A 25774-nucleotide genomic window follows, 5' to 3' on the forward strand; every position below is an offset into this window, starting at 1 on the left:
GGAGGAGTTGGCAAAAAGGGTCACAGCACGGTCCCCACCAGCCCTTGGCTGCGGAGCTGGTAGACACTGCGGAACGTCAGGTGCATGCGTCGGGTCCGAGGGGCGGCCAGCGTCGTCATGTCGACGGCCGCACCGTTGCAGTTCACATAGGTGCTTCCGGCGGGCATGTCCACGGGCTCGTTGCCATAGATCTCCAGGCATACCTCTACCGCTTGCACCTTGCCCCAGTTGTCCACGTTCGTGGCAGTCACATACTGGATCTTGGGTTTGCCCAAGGTCGTGTTGTCCTGCAACGAGTAGCGAACCTGGAAGCTGGCGACGTTCTGCGCCAGGGTCTGAGGGGTTGACCCATTACCCTGACATTGGAGTTGGCTGCCACTGAGCTGGAACACACTTTCCACGCGCTGATCGGTGCTGGCATTGGCAGGGCCTCCCAGGCAATTGCGCGCCAGCGATTGCTCGTCGGCACTGCTGTAGACAGGCTCCTTGTAGCGGCGATAGCCCACCGCGAGTGTGGTCGGGCTGGCTGTGCCCAGAATGGCATTGGTGACCGGATCGAAGGTATTTCCCTTGTTCACTGACTCCGCCTTGGTCTCGAATGCCACCGGAGCGGCGGAACTGTTGGCCGCGATCGCGCTGGTCGGGTTGAGGTTGAGATACAGAGAGCCGGACTGGCGCAGCTGTAGGCCGATGACGCGTAAGGCGTAGGCGGCCTGCTGCTGCAGGCCGCTGGCATCGCTCACTGTGCCGGAGACACCGCGCGACACCATCAGTGCCGCCATGGACACAGCCACGACCAGCAGGCCTATAGCAATGCCCACCATCAATTCAATCAGGGTGACGCCGCGTTGCGCCATGGCGCGCCGAGGGCTTGCAAGCGCGGGCTTAGCACTTAGTGCGCCGGGCCGCGGGGTTTTAAAGAATTGGATTCGTGTGGCCATGGTTAGGCTCCCGGGCAGTAGAACTGGACTGGATTGCCTAGAGGTTGGTAAGGCGCGCAGCGGGCTGCGATGGGGATGTATTGCAGATGGCAGGTGAATCCATCCGGGCAGGTGGCAGCTGTGCCTGCCCCGGAACTGAGGGTGCCGTCGGCTGCCCGCACCTGGGTGGCGTCTATGTTGTCCTTGTAGGTTTTCTTGTCGGCTGCGTTGGCAATGTCCCGCTCGTTTTCACGCCAGCCGACCATAACGCCCAGTTGCCGACGATTCGTGGCGGAAGTATCTGCTGGTGCAATGAACACATTGGCCCGGCCCAGCGGAAGTGTGTCTCTGACGGACTGCTTCCATGAGCCTATGTCGTAGGTGGACAGCAGATCCTGAGTACACGCAGTGTTGCGGCAGTCACCGGGCGAAGGGCTGCTGGAGAAGTCGGAAACGTAGGCGTCAAGACTGGCCAATGCGTTGGGGTTGACCCTCATCCGCTCGCTCAGGTCTTCTATCAGACGAATGGCCTGCGCGCGGCGTAGGGTGGTTTGCGTATCGGTCAGCGTACGCATCTGTGTGCCTAGAATGCCAAGAATGCCCAGGGCAGCCACCACGATGGCCACCAGGGACTCGACCAAAGTGATGCCACCCTGTCGGCGGTGCGGGGTTGGCCGGGTGTGTTTCGGCTGGTGCATGGGATGGTCTCGGGTTGAATTCAGGGACATGCTTCGCTGCCCTTTGCCTGAACGATTCGTCCGCCCATGCCTGCACACAGGCGGATCGCGCTGTTGTCGCTGACATCTTTGCCTTTGGGGACGATGACGAACTCCATGGCCATGGCCGTGGCGTCTGCGCCACCGCTAGTCAGCATGCCCCAGCGGTCCACGGCAATGCTGCCCGTGAGGTTGGTCAGATTGACTTCTACGCGGTTGGGCGCAGAGCTTTGCTGTACCACGGTGCCGCCGCTGGTTACTACACGCCAGCCGCAGTCCCAGGAGGTGTTGCCGACGGTGCTGGTGCAACCATTGCCGCTGGCTAGTTTGTCGATGAGGACGTTGCCGCCGCGCTTGATGGCCTCAGAACGCGCAAGGTAGATCGTTGCTTGCAGGTCCTCAACCACTCCGCGCGCGCGCCAGCGTTCAATGATCAAGGTGAAGCTGGGCACAGCAAGCGCTGTGAGTATGGCCAGGATGGCTACCACCACCATCAGTTCCAGGGTGGTGAACCCTCTGGAGCCCTGTTTGGGAGACCTGGTTCGTGGTGGCCGTCGTGGAGACAATGCATGCATACCCGGATGCTAGGCATTGTGTCCAGAGGCAGGCGAAGGAGCCGGATGAATGGATGCAACCTCGGGATGAGTGGCTGGCGGAACTGCGGGTAGTTCCCGCATCACGAGGGTGCATGGGGCCCGTTGATCGCAATGGACCCTGGGTGATTGCCTGGGAAACAGGGCTGGTATGCGCAGGGTTATCTGCCCCAGCATTCAGCGGCTGTGGTGCTGGAGGCCACATTCGCACCACTGCGCTCTCCGGTATGGGTCAGCGTGAAATCGCCACATCGGTCACCGAACTGGGAGCCGCGGCGTGTGGCGATCAGGGTGTAGGTGTCGTCGTCGTGGCCGCTGGTTGACAGGAAGTCGATGGTGTAGCGCTTGCTGGAGTCGTGGGCCCAGGTCAGATCTGCTGGCAACTCGGTGGGGTAGGTGCCGTTGGCGGTGGCGGCGCGCTCCAGCCATTGCTGGGCCTGGAGCAGGCCGGCGCGGGCGTCGGCGCGGTGGACTGCGCGGATGTACTCGTTGTAGCTGGGGACGGCGACCGTGCCGAGGATGACGATGACGGCCACGACGATCATGAGTTCGATGAGCGTGAATCCTGGGGATCGAGGGCAGCGCATGTGGTGCCTCATTTCATTTGGCGCCAGCTGGGGCGCAGGGATTGCTCCGGCATGCGGGCGAGTACATTGCGGCGGCCTTCGGCGTCGTAGCCGATGGCGTGATGGCCCTTGTGGAGCAAGGCCTGGGATCCCCTGGCGACGCTTGCGCGCGAGACCTCCTCATCTGCCGTGCCGTAGACCCCATCGCCGTTGCTGTCCATCAACGGAACGCCGGGTCGCTTGCCATCCATGATGTTCATGAATGTCAGGAATTGGCGCTCCTCGCTCGCATTGCAGGCGTCGGGCGGGCTTGCGTTTTCGCCGGGGCGCCTGGGGGATCCGGCAGGTATCTGGCTGTAGATCGCGAGGATGTTGCTGCCGTCGTAGAAGCCCATTGGCTTGAGCAGGCGCTCGCCCGGCAGGGGCAGGTCCATGTACCAGCCTTTGTGCCGTGTCCAGTCGAGGTCGGTCGTGGAGTCAACGCGCCAGAAGCCTTGGCCGGCCGCCCCTGCCGGCTGATGGTTCACCGAGCGCCTGGCCAGTTCTCCGATGCCTGAAACGGGTGCCGCTCGCTGTCCGTCAGGCTGCCTGCAGTCCGAATCCTTGCCATCGAGGCAAGCTTGCACTCTGCCGTCCGCGAGCAGCCTGTAGCGGGTGCTGTCGAGGATGGAATAGATGCTCTGGACCGCTGTGTTGCCAGAATCCTGCCGCGTGATGTGGCGTCCGGTACCGAATGCCACCAGCATGCCGCCTGCCGTCAAGCGCTCGCGCCCTTCTTTGGCATTTTTGCTGGCCCTGCGCCGGTCATTGGCGCGTACGGAAGGAGGGGCGGTGATGGCTTGACGCAGGTTGCGAGTGGCCGATGGAGAATTGCCACCCCAGGCTGTGTACAGCGGCCGGCCGTCGAAGGCCACGCCCCAGCGGGAGGAGGCACCGCTGGCGATGAGGAATTTCCACAGATTGCCCTGGATGTCACCTGCGTAGACCACATCGGGCCGGCCGTCTCCATTGATGTCCACGAGGCGCGGGGCGGAGAGTCCGTTGCGGGTGGTCTCGGGGGTGGTGCCGGTTGGGGTATTGCCCGTGGCAACGAGGCGCAACAGCTCCTGGTTGCCATCGAGATACTGGATCAGCAACACGGGCCGCTGGTTGGTGCTGTGGTAGCCGTTGCCCGTCACCAGTGCCCAGCGGTGGTTGTTCAACTGCGTGATCTGAGTGCTGCGTTGCGGGTTGGCATCGTCCAGCACGGGCGCCGCCAAAATATGGCCCAGGTCCTTGTTTTCCTGGCAAGTGGCGCGCTGGCGCATGTCATCCAGGCTGGTGCAGTCGCCGGGATCGCTGTTGCGTGTCTGGGTTCGGTCAAGCAGGACCAGCGAGCTGGCACCGGACTCGCTGAAAGCCTCCGGATGGGTGATGTCCAGCACGAAGTAGCCCTTGGCTCCGGCGCCCGCCATGCCAGCCAGCACAGTGCGCCACTGCGAGGACGCAACGCTGCCCGAGGGGATGTCGCCGCTCATGGCGGAGCCGTCCACAAAGTAGCGATGCCGGGCGTCGTAGTCGGGGTCGGAAAGTCTTGCCAGTCCGGAGATCACGCCTCGTGGGATGTAGGCGATCTTTTCCCTGCCGTCGGTGGCCGAAAAGCCATGCAGCATGCCGTCATTGCCGCCTGCATAGATCATGGGCTGGCGGTTCTGCTGGGCGAGGGTATAGGCGGCATAGCCCGGCAGGGGCCAGTTGTCCACGGGATGGCCGGCATGCCAGATCTGGGAGTTGACGATGTCGCCCTGGCGCGAGCTGCGCTGGCGAAAAGGACGGGTGGGGCCAACGCGCGGCGGTTGTCCCGGCGCTTCCATGCGGCGGTCGCCGCGTATGAAGTTGAGCCTGTGCTTGCCCAGGTTGTCTGCTCTTCCTTCGACATCGATGCCCAGGGAGGCTTTCTGCCGGTGGTCGAGTTCATTCCACTTGAAGGACACGCCTCTTTGCAGTCTGTCGCTCCAGGTCAGGATCAGACGGTCATTGATTGCCTGTTCGTCGCTGAGTGCATCCAGGTGGCCGGCCGTGGTTTTGCCTTGCCAGCCGGCTGTTGCGGTGAGGCTGCCATCGGCCTGGACGGTTTCTGCGCTGATCCAGCCGCTCCAGGCCGCTTTTGCGCTGTAGCGGGCGCTGAATATGTCCACGCCGGCCCGCGTAATCACGCTGCCGCTGGAGGCCATGGAGCTGCTGCGGCCCTTGGCATCTGCCTGTTGTCCGACCGGGCAGTCTTCAATGGGCGCGGCGAATTCGGTGCCATCTGCCTGAACCCTGGCAACTGGAGTGTCTGCCTCCGAGACCTGCTGGACCTGGATGGGTGCCGGCAGGCCAGGCTTTATCGTGACCTTGACTCGGGGCCCAAGCGACGACTGAATCATGTCCATTGCCTGGCTGTTTTGCGCGGCCAGGACTGCAGCGGCCATGGCTGCGGCTGTCGGCGCTGGCAGCAGGATGCGCCGGAGCCAGGGATGGCAGAGGTGGGGCATGTCAGGTGTCCTGAGTCAGTCGCGGCGTTTCTGCCGGGCGTAGGTCTGCTGCATCACCACCTGGGTGTTGCTCTTGCGGCCATGGGCAATGGCCGTGATGCGATAGATCACCTGGGGCTGCATGTAAAGGGCCAGTCGGGGTGATCCGTTGGCGATGACGCCCGAGTTCCCTGCGTTGACGTCATAGGGCAGGATCTCTATCCAGTACCAGCCTCCCTTTCCTGCCTCACGATTTGCCAGGATGGAGTCGCTCTTTCCGCCAGCGATGGCGCCCGTGAACTGGCCGTAGCGTGCGCCGACGTCAGCGGCAGTCATCTGGCCCAGCGTGATCCCTTGGCCTTCGTCCGCGTTGTTCCAGAAGTCCTGAGGTCCCGTGCGCTTGGTGCACAGGCCATCGCGGCATCCAGTGGGTGTGGCCTCAGCGAGGCTGGCCAGCAGCAGGCCGACTTCCCCGGTTTCCCGGGGGAACTGTGCGATGCCTGCACCGCTGCGGCAGACGGATGGCTGGCTGCTGCTGGCGGCGCAGGCGGCGCCGCTGGCCTGTTCGCCCCGAATATCCAGTTCGGCATCCTGCAGCAAGGCCTGTGCAGCCTCCAGGGCACGCTGGTAGTCGGCATCGTTGCCCACGAACATTTCGTTGAACAGTGCGCTGCGCGACGCCCACAGGGCGAGCAGCATGGACAGCATGACCAGGACCACCACGATGAACAGGGCGATGCCTTTTTGGCGCTGCGCTGCGCAGGTGTGGGCATGTCGCATGCCTGCAGCCTTGTGCGTCATCCCGCCAACCCCTGGCTGCGCAACTGGTACACGCTGCGAAAGACCATGTGCAGGCGCCGCGTCCTGGGCGCAGGCAGCGTGGCCATGTGGATGGATTCGGCCGTACCGTCGCTGTCGGCGCAGTCGGTATAGCTGCTGTTGGCGGGCATGTCGATGGCCTCGTTGCCGAAGAGCACCAGGCAGACCTCGGCGCCGACGACGCGAGGCCAGTCCTGGCCTACGGCGGCTGCGTTGACATACTGGATGCGGGCGGCGCCCCCCGGCGCCTGGATCAGGTAGCGCACCTGGAAGTTGGCGACGTTCCTGGCGAGGGGCTGGGCACCCGCGGAGGGCGCTCCGGCGCAGCGCAGGGTGTTTTTACTGGCGTCCAGGACAAAGCGGCTCAGGATGAGGCTGTCGCTGTTGGTCTGTCCCAGGCAATTGCGCTGCAGTGAGGTCTCGATGGCCGATGTGTGCAGCGGCTGCGTGTAATTGCTGTAGCCCACGGCGAGCTTGTATTGGGAGCGCCCGGGTGCATCGAGGCCCTGGATGGTGTCGTGCGCGGGGTTGAAGTCCAGTGCGCCCACCTCGAATGCAACGGGGTCTGCCACGTCAATGGCTTCTGTTGCCTTCTTGTGTGATGCAAGAAGCAGCCGCAGGGACCCCGCCTGCCGGATCTGCCGGCCCATGACGCGGAAGAGATGGGAAGCCTGCTGTTGCAACTGACTGGCATCGCTGATGGTGGCGGACACGGCGCGTGACGCCATGAGTGCGCCCATGGCCACGCCGATGATCAGCAGTCCCAGGAAAAGTCCGACCAGCAGTTCGACGAGGCTCAGCCCGCGTTGACGCGGTCTGGCCGCAATGGCGGTGGCGATGCGATGGGGTTTCATGGGCCTGCGCAGAAGAACTGGACTGCGTTGTTTGCAAGGTAGGGAGCACAGCGAGCGCTGAGTGGGATGTATTGCAGGTGGCAGGTTCTGCCTGCAGGACAGGCCATGGCCTGGTCTCCGTGCATGAGATCGCCATCGCCATCAAGCCCGATGGGGTCCTTGTAGTCGGCCTTGCCGGACTTTTCGTTCTCGCGCCAACTGATCATGATCCCCAGCTGGCGCCCGTTGCCGGCGCTGGCGGCTGCCTCGTTTCCTGCGAGGAAGACCTTGGCGGCCCCGCCTGGCAGCAGTTGGCGAACGGATGCCTTCCATCGTGCGAGGTGGTAGCTGGCCATTGCGTCCGGGCCGCATGCGGCGGCACTGCAGTCGGCGACGGATTCGGGGGCGTGATTCCAGTCGGAAACGTAGCGGCCGATCTGTCCGAGGGAGTTGGGGTTGGCGTGCGTGCGCTCGCTGAGGTCCTCGATCAGCCGGATGGCCTGGGCGCGGCGCACGCCGCTTTGGTTGTCGGCCAGGGTGCGCATCTGCAGTCCCAGGATTCCCAGAACACCCAGGGCCGTGATGACGGTGGCGACCAGGGTTTCGATCAGGGTAAAGCCATTGGGATGCCGATTGCGGGTACGTGTCAGGCGCATGGAATACCCTCCTGGCCGACCACCCGGATGCGTCCGCCGGACGAGACGCAAATGCCTTGGGTTGCGGCGGAAGTGATTCCGGCCGGAGATGGCGCAATGGCGAAACCCATGGCGGTGAGTCCGCCCAACTGACCCCAGCGGTCCACACTGATGATGGAGGCAGACCGGGAGCGGGTGACGAGGGTGCGGGCGGGCGTGTCGAAGCGCTGCAGCTCCTCCTTGGGATCCCAGTGCCTGTTGCCATTGCGGTCGACGAACACCACCCAGCCGCAGCCCCAGTCGGCGTGCTGCGCCGCCAGGGTGCAGCCCTTGGTGCCTTGGGGCAGTTTCTGGATGAAAACGCCGCCACCGCGACGCACGGCTTCGGAGCGCGCGTACTGCAGCGTCGATTGCAGGGCCTCGACGGTCTGGCGAACACGCCAGCGCTCGATGATGAGGTTGAAGCTGGGAGCTGCCAGCGTGGTGAGCACGGCGAGGATGGCGACGACCACCATCAACTCGATGGCAGTGAAGCCTTTGGCGCCCGGGCGAGCCTGAGGCCTGGTCGATGACATCTCTTGAATCCCTCCCCGTCGATTGGCTTGCGCAACGCTGGTTGTTGCTGCTTGTTTCGTGCGCCGCTCAATCTATTGGGGTTGTTCGTGCATGTCTTTCAGACCAATCTGTTTCTTTGGTCAAAAAATAGGAGTTGTGCAGTGAATGGGGCTGAATTCAGGCGTGCAGAGGTGCGAAAAAATCCAATGATGGCAAGGCTTTGCCGGATTTTTGGGTATTCGAGGCCGGCCTAGGACTGTTTCTGGGAGCGTGTCAGCGCTGGCGCCTGCCCGGCGGCTGCCCGGTGTATCCGGCGCATGCTCCGGCGTTGTTCCTGCCCTGGCATTCGCGGTAAAGCCGCTTGTCGCGTTGCTCGGGCGACTCGTCGGAGCTGCTGCGCTGCGTCGGCACCCGGACCCGCTGCCCGCCCTTTTTGCGCTTGTAGCCTTGCGCAGCCGATGCGTCGGCGCGGTGGGACGCAGCCTGGGCAGGCAGGGCCAGGCCCAGGGCCGCGACCAGGCAGAGCAGGGCGCATTGCCGCCGCTGCGCTTGTCGGGTCGATGGAATGAATGAAAAACGCACTGCCATGGCGTGGCCCTCCCTTGGTGTATGGAATGCCTGCGCACCACATATCCGTGCTTCGTGACGGCATGCCTGTGGCGCGGGCTTTGCGGGATTCTGGGCGGGCAGCAGGCCGAAGTGGTAAAGGGCCGCAAATCAGGTGTGGATGCCGGTCCGGGCGTGCTTGTTATAATCCCAGGGTTTTGCATGGTGCAAGACGCACGTCGGGGCCTTTCCAGTCCCGGCGCAAGTAACCAAGGCTGCCTCCTTGCTTTTGTCTTTGAGGCGCCAATTTCCAAGGAAAAAAAATGATCGCATCTTCCGTGAAGGCTGAAGTCGTCAAGTCCAACGCACGCTCTGCCAACGACACTGGTAGCCCAGAAGTGCAAGTGGCCCTGCTGACCGCACGCATCAACGAGCTGACCCCTCACTTCAAGCAACACGCCAAGGACCACCACGGTCGTCGTGGCCTGCTGCGCATGGTGAGCCGCCGTCGCAAGCTGCTGGACTACCTCAAGTCCAAGGACGCTGATCGCTACACCGCACTGATCGCCAAGCTGGGCCTGCGCAAGTAAGCACGGTGGGAGATCGAAACGCCTGAGTTAGCCTGTCTAGCTCAGGCGTTTTTTACTTCGGAGAAAGCAAGACAGAGCGAAGCTGTGTCATTCCATTGCTGCGGATTTGATAGCAAGAAATCCAGCAATGGAATGGCATCGTGTTCTGAATTGCTCTCCATCATGGCCGGATGAGTGCATCTGGCCAACATTCCCTAGGAGCAACAATGTCCATCTTCAACAAAGTCACCAAGACCTTCCAGTGGGGCCAGCACACGGTCACCATGGAAACCGGCGAGATCGCCCGCCAGGCTTCCGGCGCCGTGCTGGTCAACATCGATGACACCGTGGTGCTGGCCACCGTGGTGGCGTCCAAGCAGGCCAAGTCCGGCCAGGACTTCTTCCCGCTGACCGTCGATTACATCGAGAAGACCTACGCCGCAGGCAAGATCCCCGGCAGCTTCTTCAAGCGCGAAGCCAAGCCCAGCGAACTCGAAACCCTGACCAGCCGCCTGATCGACCGTCCGATCCGCCCGCTGTTCCCCGAAGGTTTCTACAACGACGTGCATGTGGTTATCCACACCGTGTCGCTGAACCCCGAAGTCGATGCCGACATCGCCGCCCTGATCGCCACGTCGGCCGCCCTGTCCGTGTCGGGCATTCCGTTCAACGGTCCCATCGGTGCCGCCCGCGTGGGCTACATCAATGGCGAGTACGTGCTCAACCCCGGCCAGACCCAGCGCAAGGATTCGCAGATGGATCTGGTCGTGGCCGGTACTGAAGCTGCCGTGCTGATGGTGGAGTCCGAGGCGCAGCAACTGCCTGAAGACGTGATGCTGGGCGCCGTGGTCTTCGGCCACGAGCAAGGCCGCATCGCCATTGACGCCATCCATGAACTGGTGCGCGAAGCCGGCAAGCCCGTCTGGGACTGGGTCGCTCCCGCCAAGGATGAAGAGCTGATCGCCAAGGTGGCCGCACTGGGTGACGAAGCCCTGCGCGCGGCCTACCAGATCCGCAACAAGCAAAGCCGCACGCAGGCCTGCCGCGAAGCCTACGCCGCCGTGAAGGCCGGCCTGACGGCCCAGGGCGTGGAGTTCGACGGCGTCAAGGTCGAAGGCATGCTGTTCGACATCGAGGCACGCATCGTTCGCAGCCAGATCCTGGCCGGCGAGCCGCGCATCGACGGCCGCGACACGCGCACCGTGCGCCCCATCGAAATCCGCAACTCCGTGCTGCCCCGCACGCACGGCTCGGCCCTGTTCACGCGTGGCGAGACGCAGGCCCTGGTCGTGTCCACGCTGGGTACCGAGCGCGACGCGCAGCGCATCGACGCGCTGGCCGGCGAGTTCGAGGACCGCTTCCTGTTTCACTACAACATGCCTCCCTTTGCCACTGGCGAAGTGGGCCGCATGGGCTCGACCAAGCGCCGCGAAATCGGCCACGGCCGTCTGGCCAAGCGCGCCCTGGCGGCCTGCCTGCCCAGCAAGGAAGAGTTCCCCTACACCATTCGCGTGGTGTCGGAAATCACCGAGTCCAACGGCTCCTCGTCCATGGCCTCGGTCTGCGGCGGCTGCCTGTCGATGATGGATGCGGGCGTTCCGATGAAGGCCCACGTGGCCGGCATCGCCATGGGCCTGATCAAGGAAGACAACCGCTTCGCCGTGCTGACCGACATCCTGGGTGACGAAGATCACCTGGGCGACATGGACTTCAAGGTGGCCGGCACCACCAGCGGCATCACCGCGCTGCAGATGGACATCAAGATCCAGGGCATCACCAAGGAAATCATGCAGGTCGCCCTGGCCCAGGCCAAGGAAGCGCGCATGCACATCCTGGGCAAGATGCAGGAAGCCATGGGCGAAGCCAAGGCCGAGATCTCGTCCTTCGCTCCCAAGCTGTACACGATGAAGATCAACCCCGAGAAGATCCGTGACGTGATCGGCAAGGGCGGCTCCACCATCCGTGCACTGACCGAAGAGACCGGCACGCAGATCGACATCGGCGAAGACGGCACCATCACCATCGCCTCCAGCGATGCCGCCAAGGCCGACGAAGCCAAGCGCCGCATCGAAGAGATCACGGCCGAGGTCGAAATCGGCAAGATCTACGAAGGCCCGGTCACCAAGATCCTGGACTTCGGTGCTCTCGTGAACCTGCTGCCCGGCAAGGACGGTCTGCTGCACATCAGCCAGATTGCCCACGAGCGCGTGGAGCGCGTCGCCGACTACCTGCAGGAAGGCCAGATCATCAAGGTCAAGGTCATGGAGACCGACGAAAAGGGTCGTGTCAAGCTGTCGCTGAAGGCGTTGACCGAGCGTCCTGCCGGCATGGAGCGCAGCGAGCGCCCCGCGCCTGCCGAGCGTGAGTTCCGCCAGCCGCGTGAGCCCCGCCAGCAACGCGAGTACCGCGAGCCGCGTGAACCTCGCGAGCCCCGTGACGGCGGCCGTCCGGCTGCCGAGGGCGAGCAGCAACAGCAACAGCAGCAGTAATGCCCGGCAAGGCCGTTCCCCAAAAAGGGGGGTGGCCTTGCAGGTGCATGCGGTGACTGGAAAAAGCGCTGACCTGTTCAGCGCTTGTGGCATTTTTGACAGGGATTGCGAGTTCGAAAAATGGAAAAGCAAATCATGCGTGCCGTGGAACTCACGGACTTTGGTGGTCCCGATGTCTTGCGCCTGGGCGAGCGTCCGCTGCCCGTGGCCGGCGCGCAGGAGTTGCTGATCCAGGTCTCGGCCAGCGGTGTCAATCGCCCTGATGTGTTGCAGCGCAAGGGGCACTACGCCCCGCCGCCCGGTGCCTCGGATCTGCCCGGGCTGGAAGTGGCCGGGGTGATCGTGTCGGGTGACGACGACGCCATGCGGCTGGCAGGCCTGCGCGTGGGCGACCGCGTGTGCGCGCTGCTGGCCGGTGGTGGCTATGCGGAGTACTGCGTTGCGCCAGTGGCCCAGTGCCTGCCCATCCCGGCGGGGCTCAGCGAGGTGGAGGCTTCGGCATTGCCCGAAACCTTCTTCACCGTCTGGAGCAATGTGTTCGATCGCGGCGCCTTGCAGGCGGGCGAAACCCTGCTGGTGCAGGGCGGCAGCAGCGGCATTGGCGTGACGGCCATCCAGTTGGCCAAGGCGCGTGGCGCCACGGTCATCGTGACGGCTGGCTCCGATGCCAAATGCGCCGACTGCCTGAAGCTGGGCGCCGACCATGCCATCAACTACCGTACCCAGGACTTTGCCGCGGAGGTGCAGCGCATCACCGACGGCAAGGGCGTGGACGTGATCCTGGACATGGTGGCGGGCAGCTATGTGGCGCGCGAAGTGCAGAGCCTGGCCGAGGATGGCCGTCTGGTCATCATTGCGGTGCAGGGCGGCATCAAGGCGGAGTTCGATGCGGGCCTGGTCCTGCGCCGTCGCCTGCTGGTGACGGGCTCCACGCTGCGTCCGCGTCCTGTCGCCTTCAAGGCGGCCATCGCCCAGGCGCTGCGGCGCGAGGTCTGGCCGCTCATCGAGGCAGGCGGTATCCGCCCTGTGATTCACAGCACCTTTGCTGCCGCTGATGCCGACAAGGCGCACGCGCTGATGGAGTCGAGTCAGCACACCGGCAAAATCGTTTTGACGTGGTAACCATGAAGAAGAAACTCATCGTCGGCAACTGGAAGATGAATGGCAGCCTGGCTGCCAATGCCGTGTTGCTCAAGGCCCTCAAGCAGGGGCTGCCCGAAGGTGGAAATGCGGGTGTGGCGGTGGCCGTGCCGGCCGCCTATCTGGCCCAGGCCCAGGCCGAGCTTGCAGGGTCGTCCATTGGCGTGGCTGCGCAGGATGTGTCGCAGCATGACTCGGGCGCCTACACGGGAGAGCTTTCGGCTGCCATGCTCCAGGATTTTGACGTGCGCTACACCTTGGTGGGGCACTCGGAGCGTCGCCAATACCATGGTGAAACCGATGCCGTGGTGGCCTTGAAGGCGCAGGCTGCGCTGGCCAAGGGCGTCACGCCCATCGTCTGTGTGGGCGAAACGCTGGCAGAGCGCGAGGCGGGGCAGACCGAGGAAGTCGTCAAGCGCCAGCTGGCAGCCGTGATCCATCAGGTGGGGCAGTGCATCAGTGAGCTGGTCGTGGCCTACGAGCCTGTCTGGGCCATCGGCACCGGCAGGACCGCAACACCCGAGCAGGCGCAGCAGGTGCATGCCGTGCTGCGCGCCCAGCTGGCGGCTGCCAGCCGGCAGGCTGACCGCATCCCCTTGCTCTACGGCGGCAGCATGAATGCCTCCAATGCAGCCCAGCTTCTGGCCCAGGCCGACATTGACGGTGGTCTTGTGGGCGGGGCGTCGCTCAAGGCGCCGGATTTCCTGACCATCATCGCTGCGGCCCAGTGAGCCGGAGCAGTTTCTCCATTCGCTTTTTTAGCTCTCGCGTTACTAGCAGGTACAACCAATGAATGCATTCGCAAGCGTGATCCTCGCCGTCCAGATGCTGTCGGCACTCGGCATGATCGGCCTGATCCTGATCCAGCACGGAAAGGGCGCCGACATGGGTGCCTCGTTCGGCAGCGGCAGCTCCGGCAGCCTGTTCGGTGCCTCGGGCAGCGCGAACTTTCTGTCGCGCTCCACGGCAGGCCTGGCCACGGTGTTCTTCGTGACCACGCTGGCGCTGGCCTATCTGAGCAATGCGCGTCCCGTCAGCTCGGGCAGCGTGCTGGAAGGCGCGGCCCCCATCACGGCACCGGCTCCCGCCGTCCCTGGCGCTGCTGGCGAAGTGCCTGCTCCTGCGGCAGGTCAGGCGCCTGCTGCCGGTGCTGAAGGTGCGGCCCAGATCCCCACGAAATAATTTCGAACAAAGCCCTCGGTCCTCCTGGTCCGAGGGTTTTTCAGAGTAGAATCTAGAGATTGTTCGGTAGGCGGAATCTTTGCAACGAAGATAAAGAGCCAGCCGAAATCGAGACGTAGCCGTCGTGGTGAAATTGGTAGACACGCTATCTTGAGGGGGTAGTGGCGAAAGCTGTGCGAGTTCGAGTCTCGCCGACGGCACCAAGATATAACTAAGAGCCTGCCCTGCTGATCAGGCTGATCGGTGCGGGCATGCCTTTCAAGGTAGCCGCACACGATGAACATCGACCAGTATCTTCCCGTTCTCTTGTTCATTCTCGTCGGCATGGGTGTCGGCGTAGTCCCCCTGGTACTGGGGTATGTGCTGGGTCCGAACCGGCCCGATGCCGCCAAGAACTCTCCCTACGAATGTGGCTTCGAGGCCTTCGAAGACGCGCGCATGAAATTCGATGTGCGCTACTACCTCGTCGCCATCCTGTTCATCCTATTTGATTTGGAAATCGCCTTTCTGCTGCCCTGGGCCGTTGCGCTTCGGGACGTGGGTGGGGCTGGTTTCGCCGCTGTCCTGATTTTCCTGACCGTTCTCGTCGTGGGCTTTGTCTACGAATGGAAGAAGGGTGCGTTGGACTGGGATTGATGCGGGTTCACTAAGGAAACACGATGATCGAAGGCGTGATGAAGGAAGGCTTCATCACCACGAGTTACGACTCGGTGGTGAATTGGGCCAAGACGGGCTCGCTGTGGCCCATGACATTTGGTCTGGCCTGCTGCGCGGTCGAGATGATGCACGCTGCGGCGGCGCGTTACGACATTGGCCGCTTTGGCTCGGAAGTCTTCCGTGCCAGCCCCCGCCAGTCGGACCTGATGATTGTGGCCGGCACCCTGTGCAACAAGATGGCGCCCGCCATGCGCAAGGTCTATGACCAGATGTCGGAGCCCCGCTGGGTCATCTCCATGGGCTCGTGCGCCAATGGCGGCGGCTACTACCACTACAGCTATTCCGTGGTGCGTGGCTGCGACCGCATCGTGCCGGTCGATGTCTATGTGCCTGGCTGCCCCCCCACGGCGGAAGCCCTGATCTACGGCATCATCCAGCTGCAGCAGAAGATCCGCCGCACCCATACCATCGCTCGCGTCTAAGGGCTAGATGATGACTGCTATTGCGATTCACCCCGAAGTGCTTCGGGATGTGGTGGCTGCTGCCTTGGGCGACAAGGCGCGCAGCGTGACCGTGGCCCTGGGCGAGGTGACGGTCGAAGTGTCCGCTGCCAACTATCTGGAGGCCATGCAGGTTCTGCACAGCGCCCCGGATTGCCGGTTCGAGGTCCTGGTGGACCTGTGTGGCGTGGACTATTCCACCTATGCGGAAGTCGGCCGCGAAGGGCCGCGCTTTGCCGTGGTGTCCCACCTGCTGTCGATCAGCCTGAACCAGCGCCTGCGCGTTCGCGTCTTCTGTACCGACGACGATTTTCCGGTGGTGGCTTCGGTCACTCCCATCTGGGCCGGCGCCAACTGGTTCGAGCGCGAGGCGTTCGACCTGTTCGGCATCGTCTTCGATGGCCATGACGACCTGCGCCGCATCCTGACCGACTACGGCTTCATCGGCCATCCCTTCCGCAAGGACTTCCCGCTGTCGGGCCATGTGGAGATGCGCTATGACCCCGAACAGCAGCGCGTGGTGTACCAGCCGGTCACCATCGAGCCCCGCGAGATCACGCCGCGGATCATCCGCGAAGACAACTACGGGGGCCTGCACTGAAGGCGCTGCAGGCGCCTTTTTGATGGACGACCATGGCTGAAATCAAGAACTATTCCCTGAACTTTGGTCCGCAGCACCCGGCAGCGCACGGCGTGCTGCGCCTGGTGCTGGAGCTCGACGGTGAAGTGGTGCAGCGTGCAGACCCGCACATCGGTCTGCTGCACCGCGCGACGGAAAAACTGGCAGAGAGCAAGACCTACATCCAGTCGCTGCCCTATATGGACCGGCTGGACTACGTGTCCATGATGTGCAACGAGCACGCCTACTGCCTGGCCATCGAGAAGCTGCTGGGCATCGAAGTGCCCATTCGCGCCCAGTACATCCGCGTGATGTATTCGGAGATCACCCGCATCATGAATCACCTGATGTGGCTGGGCTCCAGCGGCAACGATGCAGGCAGCTCCACGACGCTGATCTATACCTTCCGTGAGCGCGAAGACCTCATGGACATGTACGAGGCGGTCTCCGGCGCGCGCATGCACGCGGCCTATTTCCGTCCGGGCGGCGTCTACCGCGACCTGCCTGACACCATGCCGCAGTACAAGGCCAGCAAGGTGCGCAATGCGCGCTCGGTCGAGGTCATGAACCGCAACCGCCAGGGCTCGCTGCTGGACTTCATCGACGACTTCACGCAGCGCTTCCCCAAGTGCGCCGACGAGTACGAGACCCTGCTGACCGACAACCGCATCTGGAAGCAGCGCAACGTGGACATCGGCGTGGTGACGGCCGAGCGTGCCATGAACCTGGGCCTGACCGGCCCCATGCTGCGTGCCTCCGGCGTGGCCTGGGACATGCGCAAGTCGCAGCCCTACGAGGTCTATGACCGCATGGACTTCGACGTGCCCGTGGGCAAGACCGGCGACTGCTACGACCGCTACCTGGTGCGCGTGGCCGAAATGCGCCAGTCCAACCGCATCATCAAGCAGTGCGTGGACTGGCTGCGTGCCAACCCGGGCCCGGTGATCGTGGACAACCACAAGATCGCCCCGCCGCCGCGCGAAGGCATGAAGTCCAACATGGAAGAGCTGATCCACCACTTCAAGCTCTTCACCGAAGGTTTCCGCGTGCCCGAAGGCGAGGCTTACGCGGCCATCGAACACCCCAAGGGGGAGTTCGGCATCTACATCGTGAGCGACGGGGCCAACAAGCCCTACCGCCTGAAGATCCGTCCGCCGGGATTCGCCAATCTGTCCGCCATGGACGAACTGTGCCGAGGCCACATGCTGGCCGACGCCGTGATGGTGCTGAGTACCCTGGACATCGTGTTTGGAGACGTTGACCGATGATTACCGAAGCGACCAAGGAGCGCTTTGCGCGCGAGGTGGCCAAGTACCCGGCCGACCAGAAGCAGTCGGCCGTGATGGCCTGCCTGTCCATCGTGCAGCAGGAGCAGGGCTGGGTCAGTCCCGAGAGCGAGGCCGTGATCGCCGAGTTCCTGGGCATGGCCGAGATCGCGGTGCACGAAGTCACCACGTTCTACAACATGTACAACCAGCGGCCGGTGGGCAAGTTCAAGCTGAACGTCTGCACCAACCTGCCCTGCCAGCTGCGCGACGGCTACAAGGCGCTGCACCATCTGGAATCCCGCCTGGGCATCAAGATGGGCGAGACCACGCCCGACGGCATGTTCACGCTGCAGCAGTCCGAGTGCCTGGGTGCCTGCGCGGATTCGCCGGTGATGCTGGTGAACGACCGCTGCATGTGCAGCTTCATGAGCAACGAAAAGCTCGACGAACTGATCGACGGCCTGCGCGCCGCGGAGGGCAAGGCATGAACGCCGCCGCACAATCGGTCCTGGCCAGGTTTGCCGCCTCGGGCAGCGAGACCTGCTTCCACGACCGCCACATCAATCCCCAGATCTATGCCGATCTGACCGGCGCCAACTGGTCCATCAAGGACTACGAGGCACGCGGCGGCTACCAGGCGCTGCGCAAGATCCTGGGCAAGGACGGCAGCGAAGGCCTGACGCAGGACCAGGTGATCGCCACCGTCAAGGAGTCGGGGCTGCGCGGCCGCGGCGGCGCAGGTTTCCCCACGGGCCTGAAGTGGAGCTTCATGCCCCGCCAGTTCCCGGGCCAGAAGCACCTGGTGTGCAACTCGGACGAAGGCGAGCCGGGCACCTGCAAGGACCGGGACATCCTGGTGCACAACCCCCACATCGTGATCGAGGGCATGATCATCGCGGCCTACGCGATGGGCATCTCCCTGGGCTACAACTACATCCACGGCGAAATCTTCGAGGCCTATGAGCGCTTCGAGGCCGCGCTGGAGGAAGCCCGCGCTGCCGGCTACCTGGGCGACAACATCATGGGCAGCAGCTTCAGCTTCCAGCTGCACGCGCACCATGGCTTCGGCGCCTACATCTGCGGCGAAGAGACTGCGCTGCTGGAGTCGCTGGAAGGCAAGAAGGGCCAGCCGCGCTTCAAGCCGCCGTTCCCGGCCAGCTTCGGCCTGTACGGCAAGCCCACCACCATCAACAACACCGAAACCTTTGCGGCCGTTCCCTGGATCATCCGCAACGGCGGTGCTGCGTACCTGGAGTGCGGCAAGCCCAACAATGGCGGCACCAAGATCTTCTCGGTCAGCGGCGACGTCAACCTGCCCGGCAACTACGAAGTGCCGCTGGGCACGCCCTTCAGCAAGCTGCTGGAGCTGGCCGGTGGCGTGCGCACGGGCCGCAAGCTCAAGGCCGTGATCCCCGGCGGATCGTCCTCGCCCGTGCTGCCGGCCGACATCATCATGGAATGCACGATGGACTACGACTCCATCGCCAAGGCCGGCTCCATGCTGGGCTCGGGCGCCGTGATCGTGATGGACGACTCGCGCGACATGGTCGAGAGCCTGCTGCGCCTGTCCTACTTCTACCAGCACGAGTCCTGCGGCCAGTGCACTCCCTGCCGCGAAGGCACGGGCTGGCTGTGGCGCGTGGTCAACCGAATCGAGCACGGCGAAGGCCGTCCTGAAGACATCGAGCTGTTGGACTCGGTGTCCGTGAACATCATGGGGCGCACGATCTGTGCGCTGGGCGATGCGGCAGCGATGCCGGTGCGCGCCATGATCAAGCACTTCCGCCACGAGTTTGAAGCGAAGATCCAGAACGCTTCCAAGCAGACGGTCCACGCCGCCTGATCGCGAGAAAAGCATATGGTTGAAATTGAACTGGACGGAAAGAAGGTGGAGGTCGCCGAGGGCTGCATGGTCATGCATGCAGCCGAGAAGGCAGGCACCTACATCCCGCATTTCTGCTACCACAAGAAACTTTCCATCGCCGCCAACTGCCGCATGTGCCTGGTGGACGTGGAAAAGGCCCCCAAGCCCATGCCCGCCTGCGCCACGCCCGTGACGCAGGGCATGATCGTGCGCACCAAGAGCGAGAAGGCGATCAAGGCACAGCAATCGGTGATGGAGTTCCTGCTCATCAATCACCCGCTGGACTGCCCGATCTGCGACCAGGGCGGCGAATGCCAGCTGCAGGATCTGGCCGTGGGCTACGGCAGCTCCGCCTCGCGCTACGAGGAAGAAAAGCGCGTGGTCTTCCACAAGGACGTGGGCCCGCTGATCTCCATGCAGGAGATGAGCCGCTGCATCCACTGCACCCGCTGCGTGCGCTTCGGGCAGGAAGTGTCCGGCGTGATGGAGCTGGGCATGATCAACCGCGGCGAGCACTCCGAGATCACCACGGTGGTGGGCGATACGGTGGACTCCGAGCTGTCGGGCAACATGATCGACATCTGCCCCGTGGGCGCGCTGACCAGCAAGCCCTTCCGCTACAGCGCCCGCACCTGGGAGCTGTCGCGCCGCAAGTCGGTCTCGCCCCATGACTCCACGGGTGCCAACCTCATCGTCCAGGTCAAGAACCACAAGGTCCTGCGCGTCGTGCCCTTCGAGAACGAAGAGGTCAACGAGTGCTGGATCGCCGACCGCGACCGCTTCTCCTACGAAGCCCTGAACAGTGACGAACGCCTGACCCGCCCCATGCTCAAGCAGGGCGGCGAGTGGAAGGAAGTCGACTGGCAGACGGCCCTCGAATACGTGGCCAACGGCCTGCGCCAGATCAAGAACGACCATGGCGCCTCCGCCATCGGCGCGCTGGTCAGCCCGCACAGCACGCTGGAAGAGCTGTTCCTGGCAGGCAAGCTGGTGCGCGGCCTGGGCAGCGAGAACATCGACCATCGCCTGCGCAACGCCGAGTTCACCGCCGCCCAGGGCGTGCAGTGGCTGGGCACGCCCATCGCCTCGCTTTCCAAGCTGCAAGGCGTCCTGGTGCTCGGCTCCAACCTGCGCAAGGACCATCCGCTGTTCGCGCAGCGCATCCGCCAGGCGGCCAAGCAGGGCTGCACCGTGCTCGCCATCAATGAGCGTGTCTACGACTGGGCCATGCCGGTGACGGCGTCCATCGTGGCAGCCCCGGACTGGGCCCAGGCGCTGGCCGATGTGGCCGCCGCCGTGGCGCAGGAAAAAGGTGTTGCCGCTCCCGTGGCCGCCGCCGACGTGCATGCCGAGGCCCAGGCCATTGCCACCGCGCTGCTGCGCGGCGAGCGCAAGGCCATCTTGCTGGGCAATGCCGCTGCGCACCACGCACAGGCATCGACCCTGCTGTCGCTGGCCAACTGGATTGCCGAGCAGACCGGCGCCTCGGTCGGCTACCTGACCGAAGCCGCCAACACGGTGGGCGCGCAGTGGGTGGGCGCACAGCCTGCCGCTTCGGGCCTGAACGCAGGCCAGATGCTGGCCGGCGGCCTCAAGGCCGTGCTGCTGCTGAACAACGAACCCGTGTTCGACTCCGCTGCCGGCGCCCGCGCCGCAGAGGCACTGGGCAAGGCCGAGATGGTCGTGACCCTGAGCCCGTTCAAGGCCAACATGGAATTCAGCGACGTGCTGCTGCCCATCGCCCCGTTCACGGAAACCTCGGGCAGCTTCGTCAACGCCGAAGGCCGCCTGCAGAGCTTCCATGCCGTGGTCAAGCCGCTGGCCGAAGCCCGTCCGGGCTGGAAGGTGCTGCGCGTTCTGGCCAACCTGCTGGGCGTGCAGGGCGTGGACTACGAGACGTCGCAGGATGTGCTCGCAGCCGCCACCGCCGGCGCCACCAGCGTGCCGGCCAACCTGCTGGGCAATGGTGCGCCTGCCGTGAATTCCATCGCCAACGGCGCCGGCCATGCCGCGCCCGTGGTGGCCAGCATTTATCAGCTCGACAGCATCGTGCGCCGCGCGACGTCGCTGCAACTGACGGCAGATGCACGTCAGGCTCGTGAGGGAGGCGCCGCATGATTGACGCACTCAAGACGGCCGGTGCCGGCCTGATCGCCGCCCCCTGGTGGACCGACGTGGCCTGGCCCGTGCTCTGGATCCTGCTGGGCATCGTCGCCATCGTCGCCCCGCTGATGGGCGCCGTGGCCTACCTGACGCTGTGGGAGCGCAAGCTGCTGGGCTTCATGCAGGTTCGCATGGGTCCCAACCGCGTGGGTCCCTTCGGCCTGCTGCAGCCCCTGGCCGACGGCCTGAAGCTGCTGACCAAGGAACTGATACAGCCCACGGCCGCCGCCAAGGGCCTGTTCTACGTGGGTCCCGTGATGGCCATCATGCCCGCCCTGGCGGCATGGGTGGCGATCCCCTTCGGCCCCGAAGTGGCGCTGGCCAACGTCAACGCCGGCCTGCTGCTGATCATGGCCATCACGTCCATTGAAGTCTATGGCGTGATCATTGCCGGCTGGGCCTCCAACTCCAAGTACGCCTTCCTGGGCGCGCTGCGCGCCTCGGCGCAGATGGTCAGCTACGAGATCGCGCTGGGCTTCTGCTTCCTGGTGGTGATCATGGTCACGGGCAGCATGAATCTGACGCAGATCGTGCTGAGCCAGGGCCAGGGCCAGTTCGCCAGCATGGGTGCCAGCGTTCTGTCGTGGAACTGGCTGCCGCTGCTGCCGATCTTCGTGGTGTACCTGATCTCGGCCGTGGCCGAGACCAACCGCCACCCCTTCGACGTGGTCGAAGGCGAAGCCGAAATCGTGGCCGGCCACATGGTCGAGTACTCGGGCATGGGCTTTGCCATCTTCTTCCTGGCCGAGTACGCCAGCATGTGGCTGGTGTCCATCCTGGCCGTGATCATGTTCCTGGGCGGCTGGCTGCCTCCGTTCGACTTCCTGTCGTTCATCCCCGGATGGATCTGGCTGGCGGCGAAGACTTTCCTGGTCGTGTCCATGTTCATCTGGATCCGTGCCACCTTCCCGCGCTTTCGCTATGACCAGATCATGCGTCTGGGCTGGAAGATCTTCATTCCCGTCACCCTGGTGTGGCTGGTCATCGTGGGTGGCTGGATGCACTCGCCTTGGAACATCTGGAACTGAGCGGAGCAAGAATGTCTGCGGTTGCTGCTACCCCATTTTCGATCAAAGATTTCTTCAAGAGCTTCATGCTCTGGGAACTGGCCAAGGGCATGGCCCTGACTGGCCGCTACACCTTCCGCCGCAAGGTCACGGTGCAGTTCCCCGAAGAAAAGACACCTCTGTCGCCGCGTTTTCGCGGACTGCACGCCCTGCGCCGTTATGACAACGGCGAAGAGCGCTGCATCGCCTGCAAGCTGTGCGAAGCGGTCTGCCCGGCCATGGCCATCACCATCGAGTCCGATGTGCGTGACGACGGCTCGCGCCGCACCACGCGCTACGACATCGACCTGACCAAGTGCATCTTCTGCGGCTTCTGCGAGGAAAGCTGCCCGGTGGATTCCATCGTCGAGACGCATATCTTCGAATACCACGGAGAAAAGCGCGGCGACCTGTACTTCACCAAGGACATGCTGCTGGCCGTTGGCGATCGCTACGAACCCGAGATTGCCGCCGCCAAGGCTGCGGACGCCAAGTACCGCTGAAGCGGCTCCTTGATCACTTGAAAAGATTCGATCCATGGACGCCAAAACTGGTTTCTTCTATCTGTTCTCGGTCGTGCTGCTGTTTGCAGCCTTCCGGGTCGTCACGGCGCGCAACCCCGTGCACGCCGTGCTCAACCTGATCCTGGCCTTCTCGCAGGCTGCCGGCATCTGGCTTTTGCTCAAGGCCGAGTTCCTGGGCGTGACCCTGGTGCTGGTCTACCTGGGCGCCGTGATGGTGCTGTTCCTGTTCGTGGTGATGATGCTGGACATCCGCATCGACGCCGTGCGCCAGGGCTTCTGGAAGCATTTCCCCTTCGCTGCCCTGATCGGCGCACTGATTGCCTTTGAAATGGGCATGGTGCTGATGGGCGGCTTCAGCGGCGTCGAGGAGCCCAAGGCCATTGCGGCCACGGTCAACGCTGCCGGCCAGACCGTGCAGTACTCCAACACCCAGGCCCTGGGCAAGCTGCTGTACACCGAATACCTGTACCCCGTCGAGATCGCTGCCGTGATCCTGCTGGTGGCGATGATCGCCGCCATCGCCCTGACCCTGCGCAAGCGCAAGGACAGCAAGGCAGTGAACCCGGCCCAGCAGATCCGCGTGCGCGCAAAGGATCGCCTCGAGCTGGTCAAGGTGCCGGTCACCCAGGCGCCGCAGGCACCGGCCGCCGAGGCAACCCCCGCCGTGGAGACAAAAGCATGACGCTGACTTTGGGCCATTACTTGACGCTGGGCGCCATGCTGTTCGCGCTCTCCGTCGTTGGCATTTTTCTGAACCGCAAGAACCTGATCGTGCTGCTGATGGCCATCGAGCTGATGCTCCTGGCCGTCAACATGAACTTCGTGGCCTTCTCCAGCTATCTGGGTGACATGCACGGACAGGTGTTCGTGTTCTTCATCCTGACAGTGGCAGCGGCCGAGTCGGCCATCGGTCTGGCGATCCTGGTGCTTCTGTTCCGCAACAAGACCAGCATCAATGCGGAAGATCTCAACTCCCTCAAGGGTTGAGTCCGCCGTAACTTGCAAGGTTCTTAAGAATGAGTCAAACACTCTCTGCATCCATGCTCCTGGCGGTGCCGCTGGCACCGCTGGCGGGTTCCGCGCTCGCGGGTATCTGGGGCACGGCCTTCGGCGGCAACAAGATCGGTCGCGGCGGCAGCCATTCCCTCACGATTTTGGGCGTGCTGATCGCCTTCATCCTGTCGGCCATCACCTTCAACAGCGTGATCTTCGACGGGGCGCGCTTCGACCAGTCCATCTACACCTGGATGGAAATCGGCGGGCTGAAGATGGAAGTCGGTTTCCTGATCGACAGCATCACGGCCATGATGATGTGCGTGGTGACCTTCGTGTCGCTGATGGTGCACATCTACACCATCGGCTACATGCAGGAAGATGACGGCTACAACCGTTTCTTCTCCTACATCTCGCTGTTCACCTTCTCCATGTTGATGCTCGTCATGAGCAACAACCTGCTGCAGCTGTTCTTCGGCTGGGAAGCCGTGGGCCTGGTGTCGTACCTGCTGATCGGCTTCTACTACAACAAGCCCTCGGCCATCTTCGCCAACATGAAGGCCTTCCTGGTCAACCGCGTGGGCGACTTCGGTTTCATCCTCGGCATCGGCCTGATCGCTGCCTACACGGGCACCATGAACTACGGCGAGATCTTCGCCAAGCTGCCCGAGATCCAGAACACCCTGCTGCCGGGCACCGGCTGGCTGCTGGTGACGGTGACGGCCATCTGCCTGTTCATCGGCGCCATGGGCAAGTCGGCCCAGTTCCCGCTGCATGCCTGGCTGCCCGATTCGATGGAAGGCCCGACCCCCATCTCGGCACTGATCCACGCCGCCACCATGGTGACGGCCGGCATCTTCATGGTCTCGCGCATGTCGCCGCTGTACGAGCTGTCGGACACCGCGCTGAGCTTCATCCTGGTGATCGGCTCCATCACGGCGCTGTTCATGGGCGTGCTGGGCATCATCCAGAACGACATCAAGCGCGTGATCGCGTACTCCACGCTGTCGCAGCTGGGCTACATGACCGTGGCCCTGGGCGCCTCGGCCTACTCGGTGGCCGTGTTCCACCTGATGACCCACGCCTTCTTCAAGGCCCTGCTGTTCCTTGGCGCCGGCTCGGTGATCATGGGCATGCACCACAACCAGGACATCCGCTGGATGGGCGGCGTGCGCAAGTACATGCCCATCACCTGGATCACGTTCCTGCTGGGCAACCTGGCGCTGATCGGCACGCCGTTCTTCTCGGGCTTCTACTCGAAGGACGCCATCATCGAGGCCGTGCACGCCACCAACCTGCCGGGTGCTGGCTTCGCCAACTTCGCGGTGCTGGCCGGCGTGTTCATCACGGCCTTCTACTCCTTCCGCCTGTACTTCATCGTCTTCCACGGCAAGGAGCGCTACGACCAGAATCCCGATGCGCACCACCATGGCCACGATGACCACCACGCCCATGACGACCACCACGGCCATGGCCACGATGCCAAGCCGCATGAGTCGCCGCTGGTCGTGACCGGCCCACTGATGCTGCTGGCCATCCCCTCGGTGGTGATCGGTGCCCTGGCACTGATGCCCATGCTGTTCGGTGATTTCTTCAAGGGCGTGATCCACGTCGATGGCAGCAAGCACGGCGCCATGGCCGAGCTGGCCGAGAAGATCCACGGCTGGGTGCCCATGGCGCTGCACGGCTTCACGGCCGCGCCGTTCTGGCTGGCACTGGCAGGCGTCGTCGTCTCCTACCTGTTCTACATGGTCAAGCCCGAAGTGCCTGCCGCCATCAAGTCGTCCATGCAGAAGATCGGTGTCTACCAGGCACTGGAAGGCAAGTACGGCGTGGACTGGGTCTACGAGAACATCTTCGCCCGCGGCGCACGCGCCTTCGGCAGCTTCTTCTGGAAGGTTGGCGACCAGGCCATCATCGATGGCGGCATCGTCAACGGCTCGTGGAAGCTCATCGGCCGCATCGGCCAGTGGGTGCGCAAGCTGCAGTCGGGCTATCTCTATCACTACGCGTTGGTCATGCTGCTGGGCGTGTTCGCTCTCATGACGTATTTCGTGTGGCTCAACAAGTAGTAGGGGAAGA

At 63.7% G+C, this 25774-nt stretch carries 27 protein-coding genes and 1 tRNA gene; 18 read left to right on the top strand and 10 right to left on the bottom strand.

Annotated elements, in window-relative coordinates:
- Positions 1 to 20 precede the first annotated feature (20 nt).
- The 10 genes from L995_RS03480 to L995_RS03525 form a co-directional block, all read right to left on the bottom strand.
- A complete protein-coding gene (locus tag L995_RS03480; RefSeq protein WP_016451205.1) occupies positions 21 to 941 on the bottom strand; it encodes a PilW family protein in 921 nt (306 codons plus the stop codon).
- A gap of 2 nt (positions 942 to 943) precedes the next feature.
- Positions 944 to 1618 (bottom strand): type IV pilus modification protein PilV, encoded by a 675-nt coding sequence (gene pilV / locus L995_RS03485; RefSeq protein WP_047469186.1) that lies wholly within the window; start codon positions 1616 to 1618, stop codon positions 944 to 946.
- Between the two features lie 20 nt (positions 1619 to 1638).
- Entirely contained in the window at positions 1639 to 2211 is a 573-nt protein-coding gene (locus L995_RS03490; protein WP_080649845.1) for a GspH/FimT family pseudopilin, read from the bottom strand.
- Between the two features lie 179 nt (positions 2212 to 2390).
- Positions 2391 to 2816 carry a type IV pilin protein gene (locus L995_RS03495; RefSeq protein WP_082001477.1) on the bottom strand — a complete coding sequence of 142 codons (426 nt, stop codon included), beginning with the start codon at positions 2814 to 2816 and terminating at the stop codon, positions 2391 to 2393.
- Between the two features lie 8 nt (positions 2817 to 2824).
- Positions 2825 to 5248: a pilus assembly protein gene (locus L995_RS03500; protein ID WP_231574346.1), complete on the bottom strand. Its 2424-nt coding sequence runs from the start codon at positions 5246 to 5248 to the stop codon at positions 2825 to 2827.
- Positions 5249 to 5326: 78 nt separating this feature from the next.
- Positions 5327 to 6091, bottom strand: coding sequence for a pilus assembly PilX family protein (locus L995_RS03505; protein ID WP_016447720.1), 765 nt, complete (start codon positions 6089 to 6091; stop codon positions 5327 to 5329).
- Positions 6088 to 6963: a type IV pilus assembly protein gene (locus L995_RS03510; RefSeq protein WP_047469194.1), complete on the bottom strand. Its 876-nt coding sequence runs from the start codon at positions 6961 to 6963 to the stop codon at positions 6088 to 6090. The genes L995_RS03505 and L995_RS03510 overlap by 4 nt, the downstream gene beginning before the upstream one ends.
- On the bottom strand, positions 6960 to 7598 hold the full coding sequence (pilV, locus tag L995_RS03515) for a type IV pilus modification protein PilV (RefSeq protein WP_047469196.1): 639 nt from the start codon (positions 7596 to 7598) through the stop codon (positions 6960 to 6962). Before pilV (L995_RS03515) ends, L995_RS03510 begins: the two co-directional genes overlap by 4 nt.
- Positions 7589 to 8152 carry a GspH/FimT family pseudopilin gene (locus L995_RS03520; protein ID WP_082001476.1) on the bottom strand — a complete coding sequence of 188 codons (564 nt, stop codon included), beginning with the start codon at positions 8150 to 8152 and terminating at the stop codon, positions 7589 to 7591. Before L995_RS03520 ends, pilV (L995_RS03515) begins: the two co-directional genes overlap by 10 nt.
- Before the next feature lie 253 nt (positions 8153 to 8405).
- Complete coding sequence (locus L995_RS03525; RefSeq protein WP_047469201.1) at positions 8406 to 8720, bottom strand: hypothetical protein; 315 nt, start codon at positions 8718 to 8720, stop codon at positions 8406 to 8408.
- A 281-nt stretch (positions 8721 to 9001) separates the two neighbouring features.
- On the opposite strand from L995_RS03525, the gene rpsO reads away from it, so the two are divergent.
- The 18 genes from rpsO (at position 9002) to nuoL (ending at position 25764) form a co-directional block, all read left to right on the top strand.
- Positions 9002 to 9268 (top strand): 30S ribosomal protein S15, encoded by a 267-nt coding sequence (rpsO, locus tag L995_RS03530; RefSeq protein WP_012206984.1) that lies wholly within the window; start codon positions 9002 to 9004, stop codon positions 9266 to 9268.
- 206 nt (positions 9269 to 9474) lie between these two features.
- Positions 9475 to 11736, top strand: a complete 2262-nt coding sequence (gene pnp / locus L995_RS03535; RefSeq protein WP_016447715.1) for a polyribonucleotide nucleotidyltransferase — start codon at positions 9475 to 9477, stop codon at positions 11734 to 11736.
- 120 nt (positions 11737 to 11856) lie between these two features.
- Positions 11857 to 12858: an NAD(P)H-quinone oxidoreductase gene (locus L995_RS03540; protein ID WP_017404093.1), complete on the top strand. Its 1002-nt coding sequence runs from the start codon at positions 11857 to 11859 to the stop codon at positions 12856 to 12858.
- Between the two features lie 2 nt (positions 12859 to 12860).
- A complete protein-coding gene (gene tpiA / locus L995_RS03545) occupies positions 12861 to 13607 on the top strand; it encodes a triose-phosphate isomerase (protein ID WP_017404094.1) in 747 nt (248 codons plus the stop codon).
- Between the two features lie 58 nt (positions 13608 to 13665).
- Positions 13666 to 14058 carry a preprotein translocase subunit SecG gene (gene secG, locus L995_RS03550; RefSeq protein ID WP_016447712.1) on the top strand — a complete coding sequence of 131 codons (393 nt, stop codon included), beginning with the start codon at positions 13666 to 13668 and terminating at the stop codon, positions 14056 to 14058.
- Between the two features lie 118 nt (positions 14059 to 14176).
- Positions 14177 to 14261, top strand: a tRNA-Leu gene (locus tag L995_RS03555).
- 73 nt (positions 14262 to 14334) lie between these two features.
- Positions 14335 to 14694, top strand: a complete 360-nt coding sequence (locus L995_RS03560; RefSeq protein WP_012206979.1) for an NADH-quinone oxidoreductase subunit A — start codon at positions 14335 to 14337, stop codon at positions 14692 to 14694.
- Positions 14695 to 14717: 23 nt separating this feature from the next.
- On the top strand, positions 14718 to 15197 hold the full coding sequence (locus tag L995_RS03565) for a NuoB/complex I 20 kDa subunit family protein (protein WP_012206978.1): 480 nt from the start codon (positions 14718 to 14720) through the stop codon (positions 15195 to 15197).
- Positions 15198 to 15207: 10 nt separating this feature from the next.
- Positions 15208 to 15816 carry an NADH-quinone oxidoreductase subunit C gene (locus L995_RS03570; RefSeq protein ID WP_026062051.1) on the top strand — a complete coding sequence of 203 codons (609 nt, stop codon included), beginning with the start codon at positions 15208 to 15210 and terminating at the stop codon, positions 15814 to 15816.
- A gap of 32 nt (positions 15817 to 15848) precedes the next feature.
- A complete protein-coding gene (locus tag L995_RS03575) occupies positions 15849 to 17102 on the top strand; it encodes an NADH-quinone oxidoreductase subunit D (protein ID WP_016447710.1) in 1254 nt (417 codons plus the stop codon).
- On the top strand, positions 17099 to 17590 hold the full coding sequence (gene nuoE / locus L995_RS03580) for an NADH-quinone oxidoreductase subunit NuoE (RefSeq protein ID WP_016447709.1): 492 nt from the start codon (positions 17099 to 17101) through the stop codon (positions 17588 to 17590). Before L995_RS03575 ends, nuoE begins: the two co-directional genes overlap by 4 nt.
- On the top strand, positions 17587 to 18945 hold the full coding sequence (gene nuoF / locus L995_RS03585; protein WP_016447708.1) for an NADH-quinone oxidoreductase subunit NuoF: 1359 nt from the start codon (positions 17587 to 17589) through the stop codon (positions 18943 to 18945). Before nuoE ends, nuoF begins: the two co-directional genes overlap by 4 nt.
- 15 nt (positions 18946 to 18960) lie before the next feature.
- Positions 18961 to 21084: an NADH-quinone oxidoreductase subunit NuoG gene (nuoG, locus tag L995_RS03590; protein ID WP_016447707.1), complete on the top strand. Its 2124-nt coding sequence runs from the start codon at positions 18961 to 18963 to the stop codon at positions 21082 to 21084.
- Positions 21081 to 22157, top strand: a complete 1077-nt coding sequence (gene nuoH, locus L995_RS03595) for an NADH-quinone oxidoreductase subunit NuoH (protein ID WP_016447706.1) — start codon at positions 21081 to 21083, stop codon at positions 22155 to 22157. Before nuoG ends, nuoH begins: the two co-directional genes overlap by 4 nt.
- Positions 22158 to 22168: 11 nt before the next feature.
- Entirely contained in the window at positions 22169 to 22678 is a 510-nt protein-coding gene (nuoI, locus tag L995_RS03600) for an NADH-quinone oxidoreductase subunit NuoI (protein WP_016447705.1), read from the top strand.
- A 34-nt stretch (positions 22679 to 22712) separates the two neighbouring features.
- The gene (locus tag L995_RS03605; RefSeq protein WP_012206970.1) at positions 22713 to 23381 is read left to right on the top strand and encodes an NADH-quinone oxidoreductase subunit J; all 669 of its coding nucleotides are present in this window, start codon (positions 22713 to 22715) and stop codon (positions 23379 to 23381) included.
- Positions 23378 to 23686: an NADH-quinone oxidoreductase subunit NuoK gene (gene nuoK / locus L995_RS03610; protein ID WP_016447704.1), complete on the top strand. Its 309-nt coding sequence runs from the start codon at positions 23378 to 23380 to the stop codon at positions 23684 to 23686. Before L995_RS03605 ends, nuoK begins: the two co-directional genes overlap by 4 nt.
- A gap of 53 nt (positions 23687 to 23739) precedes the next feature.
- Entirely contained in the window at positions 23740 to 25764 is a 2025-nt protein-coding gene (nuoL, locus tag L995_RS03615) for an NADH-quinone oxidoreductase subunit L (protein WP_016447703.1), read from the top strand.
- Positions 25765 to 25774: the final 10 nt, after the last annotated feature.

The sequence above is a fragment of the Delftia sp. ZNC0008 genome, assembly GCF_000799035.1.
GTDB classification, from domain to species: domain Bacteria; phylum Pseudomonadota; class Gammaproteobacteria; order Burkholderiales; family Burkholderiaceae_C; genus Comamonas; species Comamonas tsuruhatensis.